We start from the raw sequence: 24,726 nt of genomic DNA on the forward strand, positions 1-24,726 counted from the left end.
CTCGGATTACTCTAGGATCCTCCTGACGGGGGATTCCCCCCGCCATGGGAAAGGATGATCCCCCGATGCGCATGACCACGGCCCTCATGGCTCTGGCGATAACCTTGCTGACGGCAACGGTGGTGGTGGGAGGGGCGTGGACCGTCCGCACCGTCACCCAGCAGCGCCACCAGATCGCAACCCTGTCACGCGACGGCGAACGCCTGCGCGCCGCCCTCGCCCTGGCCGAGGAAGACGGCGCCTCCTTGGCCCGACGCCTGGAAGACGCCGAACAGGGGCGCGAGCGGGCGCTGGCCGACCTCGCCACCTTGCAGCGCACCGTCGATGAAACCATGGTCCCGCGCGAGGTGGGCGGCTCGGCCGACCTGCCGGTCGAACGGGCCATGTCGCGCCAGGGCGAAACCCTGGCCGCCTTCGCCGCGCGCGAAAACACCACGGTGGCGGTGCTCAAGGCCCTGAACCCGTGGGCGGACGAAACCCGGGTGCTGCAGGCCTATCAACTCTTCTGGCTTCCCAAGCCCGCCCCCCGGTAACGGGCGGGCCTTTGTCACCATCCCGACAATTGTCCGACACCCGACACCGACATCTCCGGCAACATTTCTTTTTCTTCAATGACTTAACAAGTTGGCACCGGCCTTGCATTACTCCTTGGCGTTGGCGTCGCCCCCCACACGGCGCCCCGGGTCAAGGAGAAACGGCATGGGATCGCGGCAGGTTATCGCCCTTCACAGCATCACCGGTTTGTCGCCGGTCGCGACCCCGGCCGACCCGGTCCGCGCCGAGGCCGACGCGTGTGATCCCGCCACCCGTCCCGCTCCCTCGGGCTGTGGGGCCAGTTGCGGGGGGGGCGCCCGGCCCGCCGACGTGCCGGCCCATGTGTGGGACAAGATCAAGGATCACCCCTGCTACTCGGAAGAGGCGCACCATTTCTTTGCGCGCATGCACGTCGCCGTGGCCCCGGCCTGCAACATCCAGTGCAACTACTGCAATCGTAAATATGACTGCGCCAACGAAAGCCGCCCGGGCGTTGTTTCCGAGCGCCTGACCCCCGAGGAAGCGGCGCGCAAGGTGATCGCGGTGTCCAACGCCGTGCCCCAGCTTTCCGTGCTGGGCATCGCCGGGCCCGGGGATTCGCTGGCCGACTGGCGCAAGACCTTTGAAACCTTCGAGCGGGTCAACGCCGTTTTGCCCGACCTGAAGTTCTGCCTGTCCACCAACGGCCTGGCCCTGCCCGATCACCTTGACGCGCTCTCGCGCCTCAACATCGACCACGTGACCATCACCTTGAACGCGGTGGACCCCGACGTGGGCGCCGGGCTATACGCCTGGGTCGCCTTCCGGGGCAAGCGCTACCACGGTCGCGACGCGGCGCAAATCCTGCTGGAACGCCAGATGGAAGGCCTGGAAGGGCTGGTGGCGCGGGGCATCCTGGTCAAGATCAACTCGGTCATGGTGCCGGGGATCAACGACGAGCACCTGCCCGAGGTCAACCGCGTGGTCCGCGAGAAGGGCGGCTTCCTGCACAACATCATGCCCCTGATCAGCGACCCGGCCCACGGGACCGCCTTTGGCCTGTCGGGGCAGCGCGGGCCGACGCCCGCCGAGCTCAAGGCCCTGCAAGACCGCCTGGGCGGCGGCGCGGGCCTGATGAAGCACTGCCGCCAGTGCCGCGCCGACGCCATCGGCCTGCTGGGCGAGGACCGGGGCCAGGAGTTTTCGATGGACCGCATTCCCGAAACCGTGACCGTCGATCCCACCCGCCGGGTGGAATACCGGGCCTTTGTCGAGCAGGAGCGCGCAGATCGCCGCGCCGCCGCCTTGCAGACCGAAACCGAGCTGGCCCAGACCACCCCGGCCCTGCCCTCGCGGCTGGTGGCTGTCACCACCCGGGGCGGCGGGCGCATCAATGCCCACTTCGGCAAGGTGACGGAGTTCCAGATCTACGAGGTGGACAGCCGGGGGGTGCGCTTCGTGGGCCTGCGCCGCCTGCCCGACCGCTATTGCCTGGGAGGCGTCAGCCGCGAGGGCGCCATGCCCGACATCCTGGCCGCGCTGGAGGGCGTCAACGCCGTGCTGACCGCCAAGATTGGGGCGGGTCCGCGCCGTGGCCTGGAAAACGCCGGCCTGATCGTCAGCGAGGAAGCCGCCCTTGACTACATCGAACCCGCCATCGGGGCCTGGTATGGCGCCTGGGTGGAGGCGATGACCGCCGGGACCCTCGGCGGCCCACAACAGGCCCTGGCCTGACCCGGGCCGGATCCAGCCCGGCCACGAGAAGCCGGCGCGGGTCCGGACCTGATTTTGGAATTCAAGGAGCAACCGACCGATGGCCCTGAAGATCGATCCCAACGCGTGCACCTCTTGCGGGGCGTGCGAGTTCGAATGTCCCAATGCCGCCATTTCCATGAAGGGCAGCACCTACGTCGTCAAGGCGTCGATGTGCACTGAATGCGACGGTGACGCGCCCAAGTGCGCCGCCGTTTGCCCCGCCGACGCCTGCGTTCCGGCCTAACCCGGAACGCAGGGTCCCGGGACCGGTCGGCGCTTGGGGGAGACCGACCGGTCCCGGTGCATCTTCACGAAACCATCCCGAAAGGGGAAGGGGCATGGAGTCCACCGGCGCAGACGAACCACAGGCCCGCCACGACTGGCACGGCACCCCCTTTTCCTGCGAGGGCTGCCCCCACCGCGACCGCCACGCCCTGGGTCTTTGCGACGAAGGACGGGCATGTGTCACCGATCATCGCGCCGCCCTGGTGCAGGCGTTTTTCGCCCGCAACCCCGACCTCTCCGACGACTACCTGGATCATCCCTGGTTCGTGGTCCGTGTCCAGGCGGCGCGCCGCGCCACGGTATTCCGGTTGCCGGCCCTGATCAGCGATCCCGATCCGGATGTGCGCTGGGCGGTGACCCAGCGCCTGCCCCGGACCCAGGTTCTGCGCCTGCGCGACGACCCTGATCCCCGGGTGCGCATCGGGGTGGCCGGACGCCTGCAAGATGGCGACCTGGTGCCGCTGGTCGAGGACCCCGACCCGTCGGTGCGCGCCACCGTGGCCCGGCGCATCAATCCCAGCATGCTGGTGCTGATGCTGCACGACCCCGACCCCGAGGTGCGCCGCGTGGTCGCCCGACGCATCGGCGCCGACTGGCTGCCGACCATGATCTGGGACGAAAGCCCCGAGGTGCGCCTGGACGTCGCCGCCCGCCTGGACCCCGAGCAACTGGCTCCCCTGGCCCGCGATCCCGATGTGCGGGTGCGCCACACCGTGGCCGAGCGCATCGACGCCGCCCACCTGAGCTTGCTGGCCCACGATCCCGACGACGTGGTGCGCGAGATGGTGCAAGCGCGGGCCCCGGAAATCCCGGGCGGCCCCATGCCGCTGTCCGCCGCCAGGGCAGCGTCTTGCGCGCCCTTGTTTCCCCACCTTCTGACACCGGTTGAGGGGCGCCCGCGTCCCTCGTCCCTGCCCGTTTCGCCGACCCCTCCCCCCCTCCATCCGGAGTGACCGCCATGTCCACCGATGCCCCCGCCGCCACCTGGACCGACGAATACGAACTGGGCGATGACCCGGAATTCGACTATGGCACCAAGGTGCGCGCCCGCAAGCACATCAAGAACGATGGCACCTTTCCCGGGGCCGAGGTTGGCGAAGTGTTGATCCGCAAGGGAGAAGTCGGATACGTGCGCTCCATCGGGACATTCCTGCAAAGATATTATATTTATGGAATCGATTTCATCGACAGTGGCCGTCTTGTTGGCATGCGCCGCAAGGAACTTGAACTGGTGGAGGAGCCCGCATGAAAATCACCATCCGCAAACGCCCCGACGGATACGAAGCCTACGTGGCGAAGAAGGATCTTGAGGAAAAGATTGTCGCCATGGAACACGAAACCCTGTGGGGAGGCTGGATCCGCCTGGCCAACGGATGGACGTTCCAAATGCCCGAGGGCTCCCCGGACACGCCGATGCCGATCACCGTGGAGGCCCGCAAACTTTCAAGCGGAGACGATTGATCATGAACGCCGACCCCGGACTTTCCTCGGACCCCCGGGCCCTTCTTGGGACACTGGCCGACAAGCTCCGGGCCGGCGCCCTGATTCCCTATCTGGGCCCGGGGGTGCTTGACGCCGGACCCCTTCCCTGCCCGGTGCCCACCACCCCCACCGACCTGGCCCTGGCCTTGAACGCCAAGGTCGCGGTGCCGGGCCGGATCCGGGGGAACCTGTGGTCCTCGGCCCAGTTCATTGAAACGAAGCGCCATCGCCTGACCCTGGATCGGGTGCTGGCCGACCTGTTCAAGGAGCCGGTGCCGGTCGCGCCGTTTCACCGCTGGCTGGCCGGGCTGCCCGGCCTGCCCCTGGTGGTTGATTCGTGGTACGACGACGCCCTGGCGCGCGCGTTTGGCGAAATCCGGGGCCAGGACGCGACAAGCACCCCGTCGTGGGGGCAGGTCCAGGGCATCAACCGCCAGGCCCTGCGCGCCGAGGCCTTTTTCACGGCCCACGCCCCCGACGGCCAGCCCGCCCCCGACAGCGCGCCCGCTTCCTGGCCCACGGTGCTCTACAAGCCGCATGGCTCGATCTGGCCCGCCGGCAACCTGCTGATCAGCGACAGCGACTACGTCGAGGCCCTGACGGAAATCGACATCCAGACCCCGATTCCGCCCGTGGTCCAGGAACGGCGCCAGGGCCGGGGTTTCCTGTTCCTGGGCTGTCGCTTCGACGACCAGTTGTCGCGCACCTACGCCCGCCAGATCCTCAAGCGCTCGGGCGGCCCGCACTGGGCCGTGATCGACGCGGCGCTGACCCGCAACGAGGAGCGCTTCCTGGAGGAGCTGTCGATCACCCCGCTCCCCCTGCCCACCCCGGACGCCCTGGCCGCCCTGATGGCATGAGGGGCCCGGGGCCAGGGAACGCGGGAGCCCACCGGACTCCCGCCCTGTCCCGGGCTGCTGGTCCGCAAGCCCTCCCGGCGGATCAGCCCGACGAGGCCATCCAGCCGGCGAAGCCGAAGAAGCTGATGCCGGTCACCCGGTTGATCCACGAACGAAGGCCGGTCAGCAGGCCGGAACGGCCAAGGCCCGAGCCCAGGGCCGCGTACAGCCACAACACCAGATACTCAAAGAACAGATATTCCAGCCCCAGGATCAGAAAACGGGTGGTGAAGTCGTCGGCGTGACCGATGAACTGGGGGAAGGCGGCGGTGAAGTACAAAATGGCCTTGGGGTTCACGATCGCCGTGGTGAACTCGCGGCGCATCAACACCCACGTGGACACGCGCGGAGCCGTGCCGCCCCCGGCGCGGGCGGCTTCCAGATCGGGCGTGGGCGCGCGCCACAGCCGCCAGCCCAGCCACGCCAGATAAGCCACGCCAAACCACTTGATGGCGATCAACAGCCACGCGCCCTTGGCCAGCACCGCGCCCAGGCCAAAGGCGGCCAGCACGATCAGCAGGCCAAAACCCGCGACGCGCCCCAGGCCCGCCACGCCCGCTGGCACCGCCCCGTGATTCAGGGCATTGGAAAAACACAGGAAATTGCTGGGCCCCATCGGGATGGCCATCAGAATGGCCGCCGGCAGGAACAACAACAGGTCATAAGCGGACATGGGTGCCTCAAGGCGAGGGGGGATAAGGACAAAACGGGGATCGCGCGCCAAGACCGGGGGCGGAGGACCTCAACCGATCCTCCGCCCCCGGGTTCTGATCAATACAGGCGCATACGCGCGCCTTGGGTCCGGCGCGAACGGACCAAAAGCGCGTCAGGCTACTTCCAGATCGGCGTCCCGGACCCAGGCAGGCCATACTGGGACCACCGGCGAGTCACCTGGTCAACGACATCATCCGTCATCCGCAACACCTCGCCCCATTCCCGATGGGTTTCGGGAGGAAGCTTGTTGGTTGCGTCCATTCCGATCTTGCCGCCCAGACTGCTTTCGGGGCTGGCGAAATCGAGATAGTCGATCGGCGTGCCCGTCACCACGGTAATGTCGCGTGCCGGATCCATGCGGGTGGAAATCGCCCACATGACGTCCTTCCAGTCACGGGCATTGACGTCGTCATCCACCACGATGACGAACTTGGTATACATGAATTGGCGCAGGAAGGACCACACGCCCATCATCACCCGTTTGGCATGGCCGGGATACGCCTTGCGCATGCTGACCACGGCGATACGATAGCTGCACCCCTCGGGCGGCAGCCAGAAGTCCACGATTTCAGGGAATTGCTGGATCAAAAGCGGGATGAACACCTCGTTGAGCGCCTCGGCCAGCACGCTGGGCTCGTCGGGCGGGCGCCCGGTGAAGGTGGACAGGTAAATGGGGTTGCGCCGCATGGTCACGGCCGAAACCCGGAACACCGGGAACGACTCGACCGCATTGTAATAGCCGGTGTGATCGCCATACGGCCCTTCGTCGCCGTATTCATCAAGCATCACGTGGCCTTCCAGAACGATCTCGGCGGTGGCCGGCACCTTCAGGGGCACGCTCACGCAGTCGGCCAGCTCCACCTTGCGCCCGCGCAGCAGCCCGGCGAACTGGTATTCCGACAAGGTGTCGGGCACCGGGGTGACGGCGGCCAGGATGGTGCCGGGATCGGCGCCGATGACCACGGCGGCCGGGAAGGGCTCGTTCTTCGCGGCCTTCCAGCGCTGCCAGTGCTGGGCGCCGCCCCGGTGCTTGAGCCAGCGCATCAAGGTGGTATCGCGCCCGGTGACCTGCATCCGGTAAATGCCCAGGTTGAAGGCATCCTCGCGCTTCGCGCCGGGGCCCTCGGCCTGGGGCCCCCGGGTCACCACCAGGGGCCAGGTGATCAGGGGCGCGGGCTCGCCCGGCCAGCAGGTTTGAATGGGCAGGCGGCCCAGGTCGATCTCGTCGCCGCGCCAGATGACTTCCTGGCACGGCGGGCGGCTGATGGTGCGCGGCTTCATCGCCATGACCGAGCGCACCAGGGGCATCAGCTCCCAGGCGTCGCGCAGGGCGGCCGGCGGCTCGGGCTGTTTCAGGAAGGCCAGGGTTTCGCCCACCTCGCGCAGTTGGCCGGGCTCGCGGTCCATGCCCAGCGCCACCCGCTCGACCGTGCCGAACAGGTTGACCAGAACCGGCATGGCGTAGGGCGTGCCATCGGGGCGGATCGGGTTTTCAAACAACACCGCCGGCCCTTGCTCGGCCAGCAGACGGGTCTGGATCTCGGTCATCTCCAGAACCGGCGAGACGGGCGCGCTGACCCGCGTCAGAAGGCCTCGGGCCTCCAGAAGCGTCAGGAACTCGCGCAGGCTGTCGAAGGGCATTGGGGCCTCCGGGCGGAACGGAACACGCCCCGGGACACTCCCGGGCGCAGGGGAAGGGCGAAAACGGCGAGGGCCGGAGGGCACTTAAGCGACCCCTTGCCCCTTTCGTCAAGGAAAGCCCTGCTCCCCTGGACCCGACTGGCAAGATCTGCGACGATGACGGCTTGTCGCCGGGGATTCTGACCGGCTCCATGCCGGGGATTGTGAAGGGGGCTGGTTTTGTCTCCCGCCCCCCGCCCGGCCCCGACACAGATGCTGAACCGGTGGGGTTGCTCATGAGGACGGCGGACAGGCTTCGCGAAGTCATCCAGGGGGCAGGAGCGTTTCCCGTCGCCCGCCCCCTGTGGGGCGACGAGGATGAAACGGAGTGCCACCCCGCCCTGGGCGCCCCGGAAACCGTGAACACCCCCCGCCCCCCCCGCCGGCCGCCGTCGCCGGCCGGCCGCTCGCGCGATCACCTGCGCCGCCTGATCGAGGCCGGCATTGCCCTGTCGGCGGAACGCGACCACGATGTTCTGGTCGAGCGGATCTTGCTGGAAGCCAAGTCCCTGACCAACGCCGATGGCGGCACCTTGTACCTGCGCACCGACGACATGCGCCAACTGCGCTTTGTCATCATGCGCAACGACAGTCTCAACGTCGCCCTGGGCGGCACCACGGGCAAGCCGATCCCGTTTCCGCCGCTCAATATTTACCTTCCCGACGAGGCACCCAATTATCACAACGTATGCACGGCGGCCCTCCTGGACGCGCGCACCATCAACATCGCCGACGCCTACGAAGCCCACGACTACGATTTCTCCGGCACCAAGAAGTTCGATCAGACCACCGGCTACCGCTCCAAGTCCTTCCTGACCATCCCGCTGCGCAATCACAAGGACGAGGTGATCGGGGTGTTGCAGCTGATCAACGCCCAGGATGGCGCCGGCAACGTGATCCCCTTCACCGCCGACATTCAGCAGATCATCGAGGCCCTGGCCAGCCAGGCCGCCGTGGCCCTGGACAACCAGGTGCTGATCGCCGCCCAGCGCCGCTTGCTCGACAGCTTGATCAAGCTGCTGGCCGGCGCGATCGACGCCAAGTCGCCCTACACCAGCGGCCACTGCGACCGGGTGCCGCAGCTGGCCAACATGCTGGCGGCCAAGGCGGTGGCGGCCACCGACGGGCCGTTCTCCCATTTTTCCATGAACGAGGACGAACGCTACGAGTTCAATCTGGCGGGGTGGCTGCACGACTGCGGCAAGATCACCAGCCCGGAATACGTGGTCGACAAGGCGACCAAGCTGGAAACCATTTACAACCGCGTTCACGAAATCCGCACCCGCTTCGAAGTGCTGTGGCGGGACGCCGAGATCGAGTGCCTGAAGGCCCAGATGGCCGGAGGCGACGCGGCCGCCCTGAGCGCCGCCAAGGAAACCCGCCAGGCCCGGCTGCGCGACGATTTCGCCTTTGTCGCGCGCGCCAACGTGGGCGGCGAGTTCATGGCCGATGGCGACATCGAGCGCCTGAAGGCCATCGGCGCCACCCGCTGGACCCGGTATTTCGACGACCGCCTGGGCCTGTCGCAAGGCGAGGAAGAACGGCTGGAGGGCATCCCCCGCCAGGATCCCCCGATCGAGGTGCCGTTGCTGGCCGATCGCCCCGACCACGTCGTGCCCTGGGGAAACCGCCGCCCGCCGGTGGAAAAGGACGATCCGCGCAACACCTGGGGCTTCGACATGACGATCCCCGAGCACGCCTTCAATTTTGGCGAGCTGTACAACCTGACCATCCGGCGCGGCACCCTGACCGAGGAAGAGCGCTTCAAGATCAACGAGCACATCGTGCAGACCATCATCATGCTGTCCAGCCTGCCGCTGCCGCGCCAGTTGGGCCACATGCCGGAGATCGCCGGCTGCCATCACGAAAAGATGGACGGAACCGGGTATCCGCGCCGCCTGCCCGGGGAAAAGTTGTCGGTTTCGGCCCGCATCATGGCGCTGGCCGATATCTTCGAGGCCCTGACCGCCGCCGATCGCCCCTACAAGAAGGCCAAGACCCTGTCGGAATCGGTCAAGATCCTGTCGTTCATGGTCAAGGACCGTCACGTGGACCGCGAGGTGTTCGAGCTGTTCTTGAGTTCAGGTGTGTACCGCGAGTATGGCGAGGCTTACTTGCGTCCCGACCAGATGGACGACGTTGATATTTCGCAATACCTGCGTCCGCCAGCCCCGGCCGCGAGCGCCCCCCATTGACCGCCGCCGCCCGCGGGCACGCCCGTGGCCCGGCTTCCGGGCAAAGCGTTGAGAGGGAAAGGCACTCCCCCTTGCGTCCGGCCCGCGAACGCGACACATAAGGACCGGGCCGGGGCGCAGATTTCCCAGCCCGTGTTTGTCGAGCGCTCTCCAAGCAAGGAACCGTCCCCTGATGCCTTCGATCTTCGACGCGCACGCCCCCGCCCAGCCGCCCAAGCCCCAAGGGTTCGCGCCGCCGCTGGTCATCGAGTCCTCGACCGCCCAGTTTGTCACCGACGTGATCGAGGCCAGCCGGCAAGGCCCGGTCATCGTCGATTTCTGGGCGCCGTGGTGCGGTCCGTGCAAGACCCTGGGCCCGGCCCTGGAACGCGCGGTCACCCGCATGAATGGCGCGGTGCGCATGGTCAAGATCAATGTGGACGAGAACCAGGCCCTGGCCGGCCAGTTCCGCATCCAGTCCATTCCCACCGTCTATGCCTTCCTGGACGGCAAGCCCGTGGACGGCTTCATGGGGGCGCTGCCGGAAAGTCAGATCAAGACCTTTGTCGAACGCCTGGCTGGCGATACCGGCGCCGCCCTGGAAGACCTGCTGGCCCAGGCCCAGGCCTTCCTCGACGAAGGCGCGGTGGACGACGCCATTGACCTTTTCCAGCAGGCCCTGACCCTGGATCCCGCCCACGGGGGCGCGATGGCTGGCATCTTGCGCTGCCAGATGGCCCTGGGCGATGTCGAGGCGGTGCGCGAGGCCCTGGCCGAGCTGCCTCCGGCCCTGGCCAACCACGCCGACATCGCCGCCGTGCGCGCCACCTTGGAGCTGGCCGACCAGACCGCCGGAGCCAGCGCCGATGTCAGGCGCCTGCAAGCCCAGGTTGACGCCAACCCGGACGATCACCAGGCCCGCCTGGACCTGGCCCTGGCCCTGTTCGGGGCGGGCGATCCCGAGGGAGCGGGCGAGCAGTTGCTGGAGTCGATCCGCAGGGATCGCACCTGGAACGACGCCGCCGCCCGCCAGCAGCTGCTGAAGTTCTGGGAAGCCCTGGGGCCGACCCATCCGGCCACGGTGCAAGGCCGCCGGCGCCTGTCGTCGATCCTGTTTGCCTGACCGGCTCCTTTCAGTCCCCGGCCCGGGGCCTGCCCGGGCCGTCCCCCCCCGGCCCGGGGCCTGCCCGGGCCGTCCCCCCTGGTGGCGGGAGTGTCGTCGATCCATGAGCACCCACTTCTTCCAGCCCCGTTTCGACGACCTGCCCAAGGTCGTGCCGGTCTTCCCCCTGAGCGGGGCCCTGCTGCTGCCCGGCGGTCATTTGCCACTTAACATCTTCGAGCCGCGCTACCTGGCCATGACCCTGGATGCCCTGGGTCATGGGCGGTTGCTGGCCATGGCCCAGCCCCGCCAGCCCGACGCGGACCCCGCGCCGCTGTACTCGGTGGCCTGCCTGGGGCGCATCATCTCGTTCATTGAAACCGAGGACGGCCGCCTGGGCATTACCCTGGTGGGCGTGTGCCGGCTGCGCCTGGGGGCCGAACACGAGGAGGTGCACGGCTATCGCCGGTTCGAGGCCGAGTACGGCCCCTACGCCGACGACCTCAATCCCCCTCCGGCGGTTCTGGCCACCGACCCCACCGCCTTTTTGTCGGTGTTGCGCACCTATGCCGACGCCAATGGCCTGTCGTTCGACTGGAAAGCCCTGCGCGACGTGCCGCAGGCGGCGCTGGTGACGTCGCTGGCCATGGCCTGCCCCTTCGAGCCGCGCGAAAAGCAGGCCCTGCTGGAAGCGGAAACCCACACCGATCGCGCCAATTTGTTGACCAGCCTGTTGCGCATCGGCGCGGCCTCGCCAATAACCGGAGGCTCGACCCAATAGGGCACCGCTTCGTTTCAGGAGGGGGCGCGCCCCGCCCTCCCTGGGATCCTTTTTTCCCGTTTCCCCGCCGCCGCCCTCCGGGTGGCCGCCGACCACAAGGAATTCGCCGATGACCGCGTCCCAGCGCCCCACCGATCCCAAGCTGCTTGACCTGCTGGTCGCCCCCGGCTCGCAGAACCCCTTGCGCTACGACGCCGCCGCCCAGGAACTGATCGACGACGTCGGCGGCCTGGCCTTCCCCATTCGCGACGGCATTCCCATCATGCTGGTGGACGAAGCCCGCGTTCTGGATGCCGCCCCGGCCCTGGCGCCGGCCGACGCCCCCGAGGTGCCGTCGTCCTGACCCTTCTTCCTCGCCGTCCGCCCGTCCCCGTCCTTGCACAAGGAGCCGCCCCATGCCCTCCACCGATGTCTTGATTGTCGGCTGCGGTCTGGTCGGCGGTACCCTGGCCTGCCTGTTGGCCAGCCACGGGGTGCGGGTGGTGGTGATCGATGCCAGCCCGCCCCCCGAACGCCTGGATCCCGCCCTGGATGGCCGCTGGTCCGCCCTGGCCGAGGGCAGCCGGATTTTGCTTGATCGCGCCGGGCTGTGGCCGGCGTTGGAACCCTCCAGCCAGGCCATCACCGATATACGGGTCTGCGACGCCTTCTCGCCGCTGGTGCTCGATTTCGGGGGCATTGGCGCCCTGGGCCACATGGTGGAAAACCGCTCGGTGCGCGTGGCCCTTGCCGACCGCCTGGCCACCCTCGCGGCCGCCACCGTGCGCGCCCCGGCCCGCCTGAGCACCCTGGAGCGCGGCCCCTACCGGGTCACCGCCACCCTTGACGATGGCGAGCGGGTGGACGCGGCCCTGGTCGTGGGCGCCGACGGACGCGGTTCACAGGTGCGCGCCCTGGCCGGAATCGGCACCCGCGCCCGCGCCTATGACCAGACCGCGATCGTGCAGACCATCGCGCACGAGGAATCGCACGACGGTCTGGCGGTTGAACTGTTCCTGCCCGGCGGCCCCTTCGCCACCTTGCCCCTGCCCGGAAACCACTCGCTGATCGTATGGAGCGAGCGCGCGGCCCTGGTCCCCGGCCTGCTGGCCGCCGATCCGGCCGTGTACCAGGCCGAGCTGGCGCAGCGGGTGGGCGAGTTCCTGGGCGACATCACCCCCGTGGGACGGCCGCAGGCTTTCCCGCTGGCCCTCCACCTCGCGCACCGGCTGGCCGACACGCGCCTGGCCCTGGTGGGCGACGCGGGGCATGGCATGCACCCGGTGGCCGGTCAGGGCTTCAATTTCGGCCTGCGCGACGTGGCCGCCCTGGCCGAACTGCTGATCGATGCCCACCGCCTGGGCCAGGATCCGGGGGCCCCGGCCCTGACCGAGGCCTACAGCGCCTGGCGCCGGCCCGACACGGCCTTGATGCTGGCCCTCACCGACGGACTGGTGCGCCTGTTCTCGAACACTCATCCGGTGCTGACCCGCGCGCGCCGCCTGGGCCTTGCCAGTGTCAACCGGCTGGCTCCCCTCAAGGACCTGCTGACGACCCATGCCCGGGGGACCCAGGCGCTGGGACGGCTGCCGCGCCTGATGCGCCCTTGACCGAGCCCGGGGCCTTTCAAGGCTGGCGCCTTTTGTGGGGGCCACGGGCCCCCACGCCCCCGTCTGGAGGCGGGGCCTCCAGACCTCCGTTCATGAAACCTAGATGTACTTCGTCAGCGAAAGCTGGCTGATGCGCGCGAACGCGGCATACGAGGTTTCCAAGGCATTGTATTCCGCGTTCAAGATGGCCGCCGCCTCGGTGGAATCGATGCCCTCAATGTCCGACGAGCGGGTGAGAAGGAACGACTGATATTCCTTTTGTTCGTTCATCGTGGTTTTGACCGTGCTGGCGTTCAGCCCGATCAACTGCGCGACGTCGCCAATATCCGAGCGCCCTTCGTCGGGGTTGACGGCATCCGAGTGGTCCAGGGCATCCGACAACAGGTTCATGGCCTCGGCCACCCGGCCGGACTTGTCGCCCACGTCCAGGTCGCCCTGCGCGATCATGCCCATGGCGCGGATCGCCTTTTCAAACGCCGGATCCTTGGCGTTGACCCCCATGGTAATGGTCCGGGTGTCGTCCAGGCGCTGCTGATAGGTCATGTCGTCGCCCTGGTAGTAGATCTTGGGGGCGACGTTGACGTCGATAGTGGGGCCGCCTGGGCTGGGAAGGGGTGAGCCCAGAGTGATCGACGAGCCATCGGCGGCGATATCGGTCACCGTGTACGTGCCGTTGTTGGCACCCGCTCCGGTCAGGGTAATCTGGCCGGGCGCGAACTTGGGGAACGACATGGTGGTGTAGGTGGCGGTGCCCAGGTCGGGGTCGGCCTTGAACGTCACCGACGAGCCGTCGGTGGCCACGCTGTCCACGGTCGCGAAATAGTGATTACTGGACCCGTCTTCCAGACGCACCAGGGTACCCGCTTGGACGGAAGAGAACTGTCCCGAAGCGCCGGTAAGTGTCTGGTTGGCCGCCGTCCACGACCCGGTAATGGAAGCCTGAGCGCTAAATGTGCCGGCAGCACCGGTGATAGTAGCGGGAGCCGGCGCCGGACCGTTCGCCAAGGTCACGCCGCTGGCCGCGACCTGGGTATTATCCACATGGGACGCGCGCGACTGCGGGTAGGTCACGGTGGTGCCGTCGTAGACCGCCTGAAACTCTTCCAGCGTGGAAAACGGGATGGAAATCGGGGCCACGTCTGTCTTGCCGCCCGAGAACACATAGCGCCCATCGGCCTGGGTATTCAGGTAATATTCCATGCTTTTCAGGGCTTCGAAGGCACGGTTCTGCACGTCTTGGATCTTGCTTTGATCCTCGGCGGTCAGGGGTTGGCTCATGTCGATGGCCGACAGTTCTCCCAGGGCGTCGCGGAAATCGCTCACGGTCTTTTGCACCGCCTCGACCGACGTGCTCATGGTTTGCAGCCGGGCATAGGCCACGGTGTTGGAGGTGTTGAACGCCGAAAGCCGGTTGGCCTGGTTTTCCATGCTGACCAGGCGGAACGACTGGGACGAAATCCCGGCGTAATCCTGGGAGCGCATCTTGGTGGTGAACTGAATGCTGGCATCCGCCACCCGCTTTTGCGAAGCCATGAGGCGGTTGGTCAGGGAGTTGTTTTGGGCGAACGTGCCCACGCGATCCGAGGTGATGGCCATGGTCCTGCCCTCCGTTAGCGAATGATGCTGTTGAGAACGTCAAGCATGTCGGCCGTCACGGAAATCACCTTGGCCGCCGCGTTGTACATCTGCTCCCAGATCAAAAGTTGCGAGATTTCCTCGTCCATGTTCACGCCGCTGACCTCGGCCTGCTTGCTGGTCAGGGCGTCGACCAGATCGGCCTGATACGACGCCTCCGATTTCACCGACGAGGCGTTGCTGGCGTTTTGCGACAGCGACAAGGCCGCGTAGTCGGACAAGGTGCGCTGGCCCGCCGTCAGGCCACCCGCGTTGGTGAAGGTCACGTTCGACTGGAACGCCGCCGCCATCTGGTTGGCGGTCGTGTTGTCGCCCGCGCTGAGGTAATATTCCGAGGTGTCGGGATTATAAAGCACCGCGCCCCGCGACAGGCGGGTGGGGTCGCTGAGCACGTTGGGGTTCACCTCCAGGGCCGCGCTGGCCCCGGCATTGGAAACGCCCATCCCGAGGTTGGTCATCAACGACCCGGCGCCGCCTTGCTGGAAGACCTCCATGTCGTTGCCGGCGCGGTTCTTGACCCGCAGGCGATAGCCATCGCCTTCCGGCACCACCTCCGCTTCCACGAAAGCACTCAAGGTCGGCTCGGCATTAATGGCCTTGGCCATGTCTTGCAGCGTCATGTTCGCGGTCACCGGCAAGGTCCCGCTCGCGCCCGTGTCGTCGGAAAAAACCAGGGTGCCGGTGGCGTTAGCCCGCCAGTTTTCCGCCTTGACCCCGCTATCGAAAACCCACTGCTTGCCGTCGGTCACGTACAGGTCGTTGAACCCCATGAAGTTGGAAAAGCCGGAAACCGTCTGATCCACGCCCCCGAGGCCGTCGACGTTGTAGCCGATGCTCACGTCCTGGGCGGTGGCCCCTGCGGTGCTTGAGGCCTGATCGCGAAACGCCAGCGACACCGTGTTCGATTGGAGATCAATCGAATAGGTGTTGGTCTGCGAGTCGAGGGTCACATAATTCACCGCCGCCGTGCCAAATTCCGTGTTCAGCCAATTGTTGAGCGCCGTCATGGTGTTGCCGACCGTCTGCGTTGCCCCGCCCATCAAGGTGGACAGGTTGGTCTTCGCCATCTCGCTGCCGTCGGGATTGAACAAGGCAACCACCGTGTCGCCGCCCGACAGGGTGATGGTCGACGCCGCGGGGTCGATGAACTTGGTCGTGCCGTTAAAGGTGTTGGACACCGAGGGGTAGCTGGTGCCCCGGTTGTTCACTTGGTTCAAGGTGTCGCGCATCTTGACCGCCAGCTCGTCGAGCTGGGCCTGGGCATCGACCAGGGTGTTGTCGCGCATCTCGATCAGGGCGCCCAGCTTGCCGCCGGCCAGTTCGGGCGTCACGTCGAAGACGCCGGCCTTGATCCCCAGCACGTCCGAGCCGGCGTAGCTTTCGGTCGCGGTCATCGAGCTGAGCGCGCTGTGCGTCACGGTCACCGGCTCGATGTCCATCAGGTTGACGCCCGCCTTGGTGTAGATCACCAGGCCGCCGCCGCTGCGCTCGAAGCTGGACACCTCGATCAGTTCATTGAGCGACTTCAGTTCCTGATCGCGCTTGTCCTTCTGGGTGGTGACATCCGTCCCCGTGGCCGTGCCGAGGGCGATTTCGTTGTTCAGCGTGTCGATGTTGCGCAGGTGGGTGTTGATGTCGTCCACCGCCTGGGCAATGTCCTGCTCGGCGTTCAGGCGCATGTCCTGAAGCTCGCGCGACAGGCTGTTGAACTTGGCGGCCAGGTTCTCGGCGGTGCGCGCCACCGAAAGCTGCTGGGTGGACGAATCGGGCTCCAGGGCCAGCGCCTCGAACTGCTGGGCGAAGGCAGTGATCCGGTGGCTCAGCGAGGTATTGGCCGCCGGGGTGCCGAACAGGTCTTGCATGCGCTGGTAATAGGTCTGCTGCGTGCTCAGATAAGAAAGCCGCGACGACTCCGAACGCACCTCCTGGTTCAAGGACTCGTTCACGGACCGGATGATGCCCCCGGTCTGCACCCCCGCCCCGGCCCCGTTCAGCACCACGCTTTCGGGAGAGAAGGTCTTGCGGGTGTAGCCAACCGTGTTGACGTTCATCAGGTTGTTGGACACCACATTCAGCCCCTTCTGGGCTGTTTGCAGGCCACTGACGGCGGTCGTGAGGGTCAGGTTCAAACTCATGGTCGGGCTCCTCCCGATAAACGCAGCCGGCCTTGCCGGGGCTTGTCATTTCTTAACCAGACGCCGGCGGCGTCGCGTGCCTTAACCAGACGCCGGGGGGCGTCTCCCGCGCGGCCCCCGGAAACCCAATCGCAAAAGCTACAGCGTTTTGTTGTACGTCACCGATTTCCGTTGGGCATCCATGGGCTCGCCGTCCATGGTGCCGTCGGGAGCGTAGCGGGTGGCGCGCTCGCGTTCCTGCTCGCGCACTGCCTCGACCACGCCCTTCATCAGGCGCTTGCCCGCCTCGATGTTCGCCTTCAAGCGCCGGCCATTTTCCTGGGCCAGGGCGTCCAGGGTCGCCCCCGCCTCGCGCAGCACGGCGCGGTGTTCCTCCGACAGATCCAGCAGCATCCGGGGGTTGCCGTGCACGCCCACCATCTGTTCCTGGTAAAAGCGGGTGCTCTTGATCTTGCGCGGCGTGAGAGCCTTCACGGCCTCGACATCGTAGCGGCGCAAGGCGTCGTTCTCGGCGGTCAGGATCTCGACCAGTTGGGTAATCGCGCTCAGCAGGGTTTCGACCTTGGGCGGCAGGCTGCCCGGGGCCACCTTGGGCAATGGCGGAACCGGGGTTGGTTCGCGCACGGGACGCGGGCGCTGGGGCAACACGGCCGCGCGCGCCGCCGTCCCGAACTCGGTCAGGCGTTCATGCAAGCCGCGAACCCTCGATCCCGAAGCGGTTGGGGCGGGAGTGGTTCCGTCCGCCTGCCCGGCCTCGGTGGGAGACGCGGCCGTCGAGGCTCCCGCCCCGGGCCCCGCGTTGGGAGCGGCCGGCGTCGTTGCCCCTGCCTCCGGAGTCCGACGGGTCGCGAAGGCCGAACGACGCAGGCCGGCGGCGGGCGCGGCGCTGCCCCCCCCTTCCGCCGGGGAGGAGGACGCGGGCGGGGAAGCCGGCGGCGCCGGAGTCGGGGCGGCCGGCACGACCGGAGCAGCCGAAGCGTCCGGCGGGACCGAGGTCCCCGGCGGGACCAAGGTCCCCGACTCCGGCGTGGCCCCGGCCGGCGCCGGGGCTCCGGTGCTGGCACCGGGACGCCGCGCGAAGGGCGAGGAACGACGGGCACCGGGCTCGGGCGTGCGCATGGCCTAGCCCTCCTGGTTTTTCAGCATGAAGGCCATCACCTGATCGGTGACGCCGATCCCACCCGCGCGCGAGATCATCTTGCCGTATTCATCCACCATCAGCGAACGCCACACCTCTTCGGCGTGGCCGCCGCCAAACGGCGCTTCGGTGCTCAGGCCCTCGAACATCGGCTGCAGCATCTGGGCAATAAAGAACGACTCGAAATCCTTGGCGGATTTCATCGCCTTGGCCTCGGCCGGAGTCTGGCCCTCGCTCTCGTCCGCGCTGGCGCCCGTCGCGTCGACCCCGGGGGCAACCGGGGTTCGCGCGCTGGCGCCCTGGGCGTTCAGCCGGCGGGCAATGGATTGTTCCAGCGCGGCCATGGCGCTGCCGGTCACCGCGTCGCTCATCACAACACCTCGATCTCGGCCTGCAAGGCGCCCGCCGCCTTGATCGCCTGCAAAATGGAAATCATGTCGCGCGGCCCCACGCCCAGCGCGTTCAGACTGTTGACCAGGTCTTGCAGGTTCACCCCCGAATCCACCACCGCCAGACGTTTATCCTTGCCCTCGTCCACCTGGATGTCGGTGCGCGGGACCACGGTGGTGGCCCCCGTGGTGCTGAACGGCGCCGGCTGCGAGACCTGGGGCGTCTCGGTGATGCGCACCGTGAGCCCGCCCTGGGCGATGGCCACGGTATTGATGCGCACGTTCTCGCCGATCACGATGGTCCCGGTCGACTCGTCGATGACCACCCGCGCCATCATGTCGGGCTGGACCATCAACTGCTCGATGTCGGTCAGCAGGCCGACCACGTTGCCGTCATAGCGCCCGCCGACCCGCACCATCACCGTTCCCGGATCCAGGGGCCGGGCCATTTCCGTGCCCAGGTAGGCGTTGATGGCCTGGGTGATGCGCCGGGCCGTGGTGAAATCCGGATTGCGCAGCGCGATCTTGATGCTTTCCATGCTGGACAGGTCAAAAGGCACTTCCTGCTCGACCACGGCGCCATTGGGAATGCGCCCGGCGGTGACCACGCCTTTTTCCACGGTGGTCGCCTGGCCCTTGGCCGAGAAGCCCCCCACCTGCACCTGCCCCTGGGCCACGGCGTAGACTTCGCCATCGGCGCCGATCAGGGGCGTGACCAGCAAGGAGCCCCCCAGCAGACTATCGGCGTCGCCCAGGGCGCTCACGGTCACGTCGATGCGCGAGCCCTGGCGCCCGAACGGCGGCAAGGTGCCCGTCACCATGACGGCGGCGACGTTCTTGGGATCCAGCTTGCCCTCGCGGGTGTTGACCCCCATGCGCTCCAGCATGCCGATCAGGGATTCCTTGGTGAACGACACATTGCCCAAGTCGTCGCCGGTCCCCTTGAGCCCCACCACCAGGCCATAGCCGATGAGGATGTTTTCACGCACGCCCTCGAAGTCGGCGATGTCCTTGATCCGCGAGGCCGCCTCGGCCGTTCCCGCCAGCACCAGGAGGAACGCCAGCCCCACGGCCATCCGACCAGCCCGGGCCATCTGGCGAACGCCAGCCCGGGACAACTGGTGAAAGAACGTGCCCAGGACTCCCATGACCGATCTCCGTTGCCTCGCGCCTCGTGGGGCAGACCCCACCCCGACGGGACGCGCTTGTGCGTCGGGGGGAGCGCCGGACATGCCGGTGCCTTTATTTATATGCGAACTCCATGCCAGCGTAAAACCCGAGACAACGGCAAGGGGTGCGCGCTTCCCTCCCGGCCCCCTGCCTTCCCGAAGCGGCAGATTCTGCCGGGGCGACCGGCAAGGGATTCTCCCTTTTCGGGGGGGACGGGCACGGCTACAGTGGGCCCGATCCCTGGGCCATCCCGCGCGAAGGAGAGGGCGCATGCGAATCGGAGGCATCCGGCCCGGCGACAAACCGGCGCCGCGCAAAACCGACCGGGCCGGCAAGAGCGAGCGTGGCGCCTTCGACCGTGCCCTGCGTAGTGTCCTGGGCCTGGATGCCGACTCGACTCCCGTCGAGGGAACCGCGCCCCTGAGCGGCGTGGAAGGCCTGCTGGCCTTGCAGGAGGTCGACGCCAGCCCCGCGCCCTCCGAACGCGAGGCCCGCCGTCAGGGCACCGCCTGGGGGACCCAGGTCCTCGACGACCTTGACCGGCTGCGCCTGGCGATGCTTGACGGCGCGATTCCCGTCGCCGTCCTCGACGATCTGGCCCAGTCGCTGCGCGCGCGCGCCGCCCTGGAGGAAGCCCCCCCCGACCCGCGTCTTTCCAGCCTTCTGGACGCCATCGAGTTGCGCGCGGAAGTGGAACGCGCCAAGCTCGACCGGCCCTGAGAGCCCAACCAGACCGCCAAAAACCGGCCTTCTTTTGCGCGCTTTCCCGTAAAGGCTTGGAAATGCGAGAAATTGCCACCGCGAAGAGCCTTGCGGCCCTGCCCGTCTGCCCCTATATTCCGCCCGCGTCCGACCGCCAAGCCGGTCGCGTCGGGTATCTTGGTGACGTTCACAGCCTGGGGTGCATGGGATGGCCGTTTCCCTTCCGCCGGACTATCATCCGACCGACGACGAGCCGTTCATGAATGATCGGCAGCGGGCCTATTTCCGCGCCAAGCTCCTGGAGTGGAAAAGCGACCTGCTGCGCGAGGCCGAGGAAACCTTGGAAAGCCTGCAAGACGGCGGCATCCAGGAACCCGACATCGCCGATCGCGCCACCACGGAAACCAACCGGGCCCTGGAGCTGCGCACCCGTGACCGCGCCCGCAAGCTGATCGCCAAGATCGACGCGGCCCTGGGCCGGCTGGAGGATGGTTCCTACGGCTACTGCCTGGAAACCGGCGAACCCATCGGCCTGCGCCGCCTGGAGGCCCGCCCGATCGCGGTGTTGTCCCTGGAAGCCCAGGAACGCCACGAGCGGCGCGAACGCACCCATCGCCAGGACTGACACCGCCAGGACGGGCGCCGCCAGCCCCGCCCCGCGCCCTCCCCGAGAAAACGCGTCCCCCGACAAAAAACAACGCCCGCCGTGCCAGGGCGGGCGTTTTCCTGATCCCCCGGAGCCCGGGGACCGGTCAGAACGGGAACAGCACGTCGTAGACCTGCTGCCCGTAGCGCGGTTCGGTCATGTCGGACACCGTGCCCCGACCGCCATAGGAAATCCGCGCTTCCGCGATCTGGTGCCAATAGATCGTGTTATCCGAGCGAATATCCTCGGGCCGGATCACCCCGGTCACGTTCAGCTCGCGCAATTCCCCATTGACCCGGACTTCCTGCTTGCCCGACAGCACCAGATTGCCATTCGGCAACACCTGGATGATGACCGCCGCGAGGCGCATGCGCACGGTTTCGGATCGGGAAATCGCCCCCGAGCCGGAATGGTCACCGCTGGACCCGAACGAGGTCAGGTTGGCGGGGTCGATCTCGTTGGGAAAAATCTTGGACAGCTTGCCCTCGTAGCCCAGGAACGAGGTCAGGTCGGCGCTTTCCGAGTTGGAGCGCTTGCGCCCCAGGTCGCTGGAAAGGGTGGCCTGCTCGTCGGCGATATCCACGATCACGGTCAGGATGTCGCCCACCTCGCCGGCGCGCTGGTCCTTGAAGAACGCCCGCGCGCCCGGCTTCCACAAGCTGTTGGGGCTGGGCTGCGCCACCACCGGGGCCGGCATGGGCATGCTGACGGGCTTGTAATCGGCGCGAAGGGTGGGGTTTTCCACCTGGGTCATGCGCGGCGCATCGCCGATTTCCGACAAGCGCTTGATGGTGTTGCACCCGGCCAGGGCGCTCACGGCCAGGGCAACCCCCAACAACCGCCCACCCATCCGCCAGAAAGAGGGAGAAGTCATCGCTTGGCGTCCTTTCAGCGACTGGCGGTCTGCGGCCGGACCGCGACCGGGGGCGGCGCCACCACCACCCGGTTGGGTCCCACCACCTCGGCCATCACCACCTGACGGGAGGTCAGGTTGGCAACCCGCACCATGTCCCCCATGCCCCCGGCCTCCAGGGCTCGCCCGCGCGCGCTCAAAATCATGCCCGGCATGCGCAATTCCATGGTCACCAGGGTATCCTTCCGCAATAACACCGGCCGCACCACGTCGGCCCGGCGCAACGGCTGACCGTCGCGGGCCACCGAGCGCGTTTCCATTCCCACCAGATCGGCCGCGTCCGTGATCACGTCGGGCGGCAGGGTATCGGCGCGCACCCGCATCGTGGTGAGATCCTCGGCCCGGATGGTTTCCTCGCGCCCCAGGCGGCGCAGCAGCACCGGCACCTCGCGCGTTTCGTTGAACCGCCCCGCCACCGTCACCCGCTGGGCGTCGGGCGCCCCGGCCGGCGCCTCCAGCACCGCCGAGAAACGCCGCGTCACGGGATCAAAGGTCTCCTCGGTGACGCGGATGGTATAGGGCTCCCCCGGTGGCACGCTCAACGACGACCGCGCCGTGGTGATTTCCATGGTCATGCTGTCCGGGGCCCCCAGGTTGGCCATGACCGGGCGCAAGGTGGCCTCGATCGCCTCCAGGGGCACGGTCACTCCGGGCCGGGTCACCACCGTCTGGTCGAAGGGGCCCCGCGGTGCCCATGCAAGCCCGTTGGCCTGGGCGGCTTGTTCCAGCCACTCGGTGTCGAGGGTGGCCGAACGTCCGGGGCGCGGGGCCCGGGCCACGGCCACCCCGGCCAGCGGTCCCACGCCCTCGAACAAATCCCCCAGGGTGACGAACGGCCCGTTCACCTCGATCGCGCGGCGCAACTCGATCTCGCCCGGGGCCAGCGCAAGCGACTCGGCCGGCCCGTTTCGCATCCCGACCGGCGTATCCGCCCGGGGCGGCGCCATCAAGGTGGGCTGGGGGGGAACCAGATTCGCAGGCGCCTCGGCCGCCCGGCCCAAAGGACCTCCCAGCCCCGCCGTCGCGGCCACCAGCACGGCGCCAAGGCACCGCCGGCTCCAGACACGGGACACGAAACGGGACATGGCGGCGGCCTCCTCCAGGCAAAACTGCGAGCAGGACCTACTTCATGCGCGTCAGGGTCGACATCATTTCATCAGAGGTGGTGATGACCTTCGAGTTCATCTCGTAGGCACGCTGCGCGCTGATCAGGTCCGTGATTTCCGACACCACGTTTACATTGGACGTTTCAAGAAAACCTTGCAAGACGGTACCGAAACCGGCCGAGCCCGGCGTGCCGGTGGTCGGGTTGCCGGAAGCCGGTGTTTCCAGGAAAAGGTTGTCGCCGATGGCGTTGAGACCGGCCTCGTTGGCGAAGATGGCGGTGGTGATCTGACCGGCCGAGGCCATGGTGGTCTGGCCGTCGAGCTTGTAATTCACCTCGCCCGTGGGGTTGACCGCGATTTCAACCGCGTTCGCGGGAATCGCCGACAGCCCTTGCACCCGGTAGCCGTCGTGGGTCACCACCTCGCCGTCGGGCGAGAGCTGGAACGAGCCATCACGGGTATAGGCGGTTTCCCCGGTGGGCAGGTCGATCTGGAAATATCCCTGGCCCTGCAAGGCCAGATCCAGCGAGTTGTCGGTGCTGGTCAGGCTGCCTTGCTCGGTGATGCGATAGACGGCGGCGGTTTTGACGCCCAGGCCCAGCTGCACGCCGGTGGGCACGATGGTGCCGGTGTCCGACGAGGGCGAGCCCGCCCGGCGCATGTTTTGGTACAGAAGGTCGTGGAACTCGGCCCGGCGTCGAGTGTACGCCGTGGTGTTCATGTTGGCGATGTTGTTGGAAATGACCTCGACGTTGGTCTGCTGCGCCAGCATGCCGGTCGCGCCGATGTTCAAGGATCGCATGGCTTTCTATTCCTTCTTGCGCAAGGCCGCCGGCCGTTCAGGTCTTCGCCCCGGAGAGCACGTCATACGCCCGCTGCTGGCGTTCGTTCTCTTGTTCCAGGATTCGCGTGGTCGCTTCGTAGGCACGCTGGACGTCGATCATCGTGGTCATTTCAAGCATGGGGTTGACGTTCGAGCCTTCCACCATGCCCTGGCGAATCTGAGGGGTCTCGACCGCGCGGGCGGTCTGGCCGCCGCTGTCGTACAGTCCCCCACTGACCCGCTGCATGGCCTGGGGGTCGTCGAAGGTCATCAGGCGAATCTTGCCGATCGTCCCGTTCTCGGTGGAAACGGTGCCGTCCGCCGTCACCGAGATCTGGGTTTCGGTCGGCGCCACCACCAGGGGGCGGCCGTTGGTGTCCATCAGCGCCTGGCCCAGATCGGTGACGATCATGCCATCGGCGTTCAAGGTAAAGCGACCATCGCGGGTGTACATCGGACCCGCCGGATCATCGATTTCAAAGTATCCATCGCCCTCGATCGCGAAATCAAGCGCGTTCCCGGTCTGCGCGACGGGACCCGGGGACAGATCACGGTAGGACCCGAAGTCCTGGGTATAGGCCAGCTTGTCCGGCAACCGGGTTTCGGTGTCCCGGGTCGGGACAAGGTACTCGGAAAACAGGGCGTTTTCCCCCTTGTACCCACCAGTGTTCATGTTGGCCAGGTTATTGGCCACCATGTCCATCTTGCGCCACAGGGCCATCTGGCGGGACAAGGCGATGTACGATGTGTTTTCCATCGGGTTCCATCCATGCTCTGCCGGCCCAAGGGCCAAACGCACGTCACCAAAAACCAAGCACGTGGCGTGCCACAGCTCCGTTTCCTTGTTTTCCAAGGCATTGATCGCCGTGGCGGCCCGGCGCCGGTCGAGGTCTGCCCGGCAAAAGAGTCCGACCACGGCTAGCGCGGACGCCAGTATGACGCAAGGTGTTTCATGACTTCTTAAGAAGGGGTAGCCTAGAGTATGATCCGGGCTGGCAGGAAGGGCATCGACCCCGCGCCTGCTCTCGCCCGAACGAGGAGTCCGACCGGACAAGCCGGATCCCCGTCGATCCGACGCTTCCGGTCTTTCGCATG

General features: G+C 67.2%; 25 protein-coding genes. 14 read left to right on the forward strand and 11 right to left on the reverse strand.

Annotation, left to right across the window (positions count from 1 at the left end; genetic code table 11):
* Positions 1-65: 65 nt before the first annotated feature.
* From ROR02_RS09545 to ROR02_RS09575, 7 genes are all read left to right on the forward strand, one after another.
* Positions 66-533, forward strand: a complete 468-nt coding sequence (locus tag ROR02_RS09545) for a LysM peptidoglycan-binding domain-containing protein (RefSeq protein WP_147163798.1) — start codon at positions 66-68, stop codon at positions 531-533.
* A 166-nt stretch (positions 534-699) separates the two neighbouring features.
* Complete coding sequence (gene nifB, locus ROR02_RS09550) at positions 700-2,247, forward strand: nitrogenase cofactor biosynthesis protein NifB (RefSeq protein ID WP_147163799.1); 1,548 nt, start codon at positions 700-702, stop codon at positions 2,245-2,247.
* A gap of 79 nt (positions 2,248-2,326) precedes the next feature.
* Positions 2,327-2,512, forward strand: a complete 186-nt coding sequence (locus tag ROR02_RS09555; RefSeq protein WP_147163800.1) for a 4Fe-4S dicluster domain-containing protein — start codon at positions 2,327-2,329, stop codon at positions 2,510-2,512.
* Positions 2,513-2,606: 94 nt separating this feature from the next.
* Entirely contained in the window at positions 2,607-3,506 is a 900-nt protein-coding gene (locus tag ROR02_RS09560) for a 4Fe4S-binding leucine-rich repeat protein (protein ID WP_147163801.1), read from the forward strand.
* A 5-nt stretch (positions 3,507-3,511) separates the two neighbouring features.
* Positions 3,512-3,802 carry a nitrogen fixation protein NifZ gene (locus ROR02_RS09565; RefSeq protein WP_147163802.1) on the forward strand — a complete coding sequence of 97 codons (291 nt, stop codon included), beginning with the start codon at positions 3,512-3,514 and terminating at the stop codon, positions 3,800-3,802.
* On the forward strand, positions 3,799-4,014 hold the full coding sequence (gene nifT, locus ROR02_RS09570) for a putative nitrogen fixation protein NifT (RefSeq protein WP_147163803.1): 216 nt from the start codon (positions 3,799-3,801) through the stop codon (positions 4,012-4,014). Before ROR02_RS09565 ends, nifT begins: the two co-directional genes overlap by 4 nt.
* A gap of 2 nt (positions 4,015-4,016) precedes the next feature.
* Positions 4,017-4,895: an SIR2 family NAD-dependent protein deacylase gene (locus ROR02_RS09575; RefSeq protein ID WP_147163804.1), complete on the forward strand. Its 879-nt coding sequence runs from the start codon at positions 4,017-4,019 to the stop codon at positions 4,893-4,895.
* Positions 4,896-4,977: 82 nt separating this feature from the next.
* On the opposite strand, the gene ROR02_RS09580 is transcribed toward ROR02_RS09575, so the two are convergent.
* Together ROR02_RS09580 and ROR02_RS09585 are read right to left on the reverse strand one after the other, a co-directional pair.
* Entirely contained in the window at positions 4,978-5,607 is a 630-nt protein-coding gene (locus ROR02_RS09580; RefSeq protein ID WP_147163805.1) for a LysE family translocator, read from the reverse strand.
* A gap of 158 nt (positions 5,608-5,765) precedes the next feature.
* The gene (locus ROR02_RS09585) at positions 5,766-7,289 is read right to left on the reverse strand and encodes a UbiD family decarboxylase (protein ID WP_147163806.1); all 1,524 of its coding nucleotides are present in this window, start codon (positions 7,287-7,289) and stop codon (positions 5,766-5,768) included.
* A 275-nt stretch (positions 7,290-7,564) separates the two neighbouring features.
* Here ROR02_RS09585 and ROR02_RS09590 point away from each other — a divergent pair, with 275 nt between their 5' ends.
* From ROR02_RS09590 to ROR02_RS09610, 5 genes are all read left to right on the forward strand, one after another.
* On the forward strand, positions 7,565-9,523 hold the full coding sequence (locus tag ROR02_RS09590) for an HD family phosphohydrolase (RefSeq protein ID WP_246135483.1): 1,959 nt from the start codon (positions 7,565-7,567) through the stop codon (positions 9,521-9,523).
* A 172-nt stretch (positions 9,524-9,695) separates the two neighbouring features.
* Positions 9,696-10,625, forward strand: a complete 930-nt coding sequence (gene trxA / locus ROR02_RS09595; protein WP_147163807.1) for a thioredoxin — start codon at positions 9,696-9,698, stop codon at positions 10,623-10,625.
* Positions 10,626-10,728: 103 nt separating this feature from the next.
* Entirely contained in the window at positions 10,729-11,385 is a 657-nt protein-coding gene (locus ROR02_RS09600) for an LON peptidase substrate-binding domain-containing protein (RefSeq protein WP_147163808.1), read from the forward strand.
* 109 nt (positions 11,386-11,494) lie between these two features.
* Positions 11,495-11,728: a Trm112 family protein gene (locus ROR02_RS09605; protein WP_147163809.1), complete on the forward strand. Its 234-nt coding sequence runs from the start codon at positions 11,495-11,497 to the stop codon at positions 11,726-11,728.
* 52 nt (positions 11,729-11,780) lie between these two features.
* The gene (locus ROR02_RS09610; protein ID WP_147163810.1) at positions 11,781-12,974 is read left to right on the forward strand and encodes a UbiH/UbiF/VisC/COQ6 family ubiquinone biosynthesis hydroxylase; all 1,194 of its coding nucleotides are present in this window, start codon (positions 11,781-11,783) and stop codon (positions 12,972-12,974) included.
* Between the two features lie 99 nt (positions 12,975-13,073).
* On the opposite strand, the gene ROR02_RS09615 is transcribed toward ROR02_RS09610, so the two are convergent.
* The 5 genes from ROR02_RS09615 to ROR02_RS09635 form a co-directional block, all read right to left on the reverse strand.
* Positions 13,074-14,570 (reverse strand): flagellin, encoded by a 1,497-nt coding sequence (locus ROR02_RS09615; protein ID WP_147163811.1) that lies wholly within the window; start codon positions 14,568-14,570, stop codon positions 13,074-13,076.
* 14 nt (positions 14,571-14,584) lie between these two features.
* Positions 14,585-16,744, reverse strand: a complete 2,160-nt coding sequence (flgK, locus tag ROR02_RS09620; protein ID WP_147163812.1) for a flagellar hook-associated protein FlgK — start codon at positions 16,742-16,744, stop codon at positions 14,585-14,587.
* Between the two features lie 138 nt (positions 16,745-16,882).
* Complete coding sequence (locus tag ROR02_RS09625; protein WP_246135484.1) at positions 16,883-17,863, reverse strand: flagellar protein FlgN; 981 nt, start codon at positions 17,861-17,863, stop codon at positions 16,883-16,885.
* A gap of 3 nt (positions 17,864-17,866) precedes the next feature.
* On the reverse strand, positions 17,867-18,253 hold the full coding sequence (locus ROR02_RS09630) for a rod-binding protein (protein ID WP_246135485.1): 387 nt from the start codon (positions 18,251-18,253) through the stop codon (positions 17,867-17,869).
* A complete protein-coding gene (locus ROR02_RS09635) occupies positions 18,253-19,365 on the reverse strand; it encodes a flagellar basal body P-ring protein FlgI (protein WP_147163830.1) in 1,113 nt (370 codons plus the stop codon). Before ROR02_RS09635 ends, ROR02_RS09630 begins: the two co-directional genes overlap by 1 nt.
* Positions 19,366-19,711: 346 nt before the next feature.
* Between ROR02_RS09635 and ROR02_RS16630 the strand changes: the two genes are divergently transcribed.
* Together ROR02_RS16630 and dksA are read left to right on the forward strand one after the other, a co-directional pair.
* Positions 19,712-20,161, forward strand: coding sequence for a flagellar assembly protein FliX (locus ROR02_RS16630; RefSeq protein WP_170245058.1), 450 nt, complete (start codon positions 19,712-19,714; stop codon positions 20,159-20,161).
* A 190-nt stretch (positions 20,162-20,351) separates the two neighbouring features.
* A complete protein-coding gene (gene dksA, locus ROR02_RS09645; RefSeq protein WP_147163814.1) occupies positions 20,352-20,768 on the forward strand; it encodes an RNA polymerase-binding protein DksA in 417 nt (138 codons plus the stop codon).
* A gap of 127 nt (positions 20,769-20,895) precedes the next feature.
* Here dksA and flgH read toward each other — a convergent pair whose 3' ends face one another.
* Genes flgH through flgF form a run of 4 tightly spaced genes read right to left on the reverse strand, consistent with a single transcriptional unit; the run spans position 20,896 to position 24,388 of the window.
* Positions 20,896-21,663 carry a flagellar basal body L-ring protein FlgH gene (flgH, locus tag ROR02_RS09650; RefSeq protein WP_147163815.1) on the reverse strand — a complete coding sequence of 256 codons (768 nt, stop codon included), beginning with the start codon at positions 21,661-21,663 and terminating at the stop codon, positions 20,896-20,898.
* Positions 21,664-21,677: 14 nt separating this feature from the next.
* On the reverse strand, positions 21,678-22,787 hold the full coding sequence (gene flgA / locus ROR02_RS09655; RefSeq protein WP_147163816.1) for a flagellar basal body P-ring formation chaperone FlgA: 1,110 nt from the start codon (positions 22,785-22,787) through the stop codon (positions 21,678-21,680).
* Positions 22,788-22,824: 37 nt separating this feature from the next.
* Positions 22,825-23,610 (reverse strand): flagellar basal-body rod protein FlgG, encoded by a 786-nt coding sequence (gene flgG, locus ROR02_RS09660; protein ID WP_147163817.1) that lies wholly within the window; start codon positions 23,608-23,610, stop codon positions 22,825-22,827.
* 37 nt (positions 23,611-23,647) lie between these two features.
* Positions 23,648-24,388, reverse strand: coding sequence for a flagellar basal-body rod protein FlgF (gene flgF / locus ROR02_RS09665; protein ID WP_147163818.1), 741 nt, complete (start codon positions 24,386-24,388; stop codon positions 23,648-23,650).
* Positions 24,389-24,726 lie beyond the last annotated feature (338 nt).

The organism is Pararhodospirillum oryzae (assembly GCF_007992075.1).
GTDB lineage: Bacteria > Pseudomonadota > Alphaproteobacteria > Rhodospirillales > Rhodospirillaceae > Pararhodospirillum > Pararhodospirillum oryzae.